Annotated in this window: 1 protein-coding gene; it reads left to right on the plus strand. The window is 72.1% G+C overall.

The annotated features are described in order from the left end of the window. Positions 1 to 433, plus strand: a 433-nt coding sequence (locus tag G3I42_RS11070) for an endonuclease/exonuclease/phosphatase family protein (protein WP_164284915.1), incomplete at both ends; no start/stop codon positions are given.

Here is a 433-nt window from a genome sequence, read left to right on the forward strand (position 1 = left end):
GCCCCGGACTACCCGTTCCACGCGGTCCGGGGCACCGTAGGGCTCTGGTCCAAGTACCCGCTCTCCGGCACCCGGCTGGTGGACATCAGGCCCGACGGGATCGAGGCGGGCTGGAACCGAGGGCTGCGCACGGTCGCCCGCACCCCGCACGGTGACGTCGCGGCGTATGTCGCGCACCTGCCTTCGGTCCGCATCCGGACGAGCGGACTCGCCTCCTCCCTGCGGGACGAGAGCGCCGTTCTGCTGGGCCGGGCCCTGGCCGCCGAGAAGACCGAGAAGGTGGTCCTGATGGGCGACCTCAACGGCACGGTCGAGGACCGGGGCCTGTCCCCGCTGACCTCGCGGCTGAACGTGGCGGAGCGCGGGTTCGCCTTCAGCTTTCCCGCGTCCCTGCCGATGGCCCGGATCGATCAGGTCATGGCCCGCTCGGCAA

This window comes from Streptomyces sp. SID11385, assembly GCF_010548245.1.
Classification (GTDB): domain Bacteria; phylum Actinomycetota; class Actinomycetes; order Streptomycetales; family Streptomycetaceae; genus Streptomyces.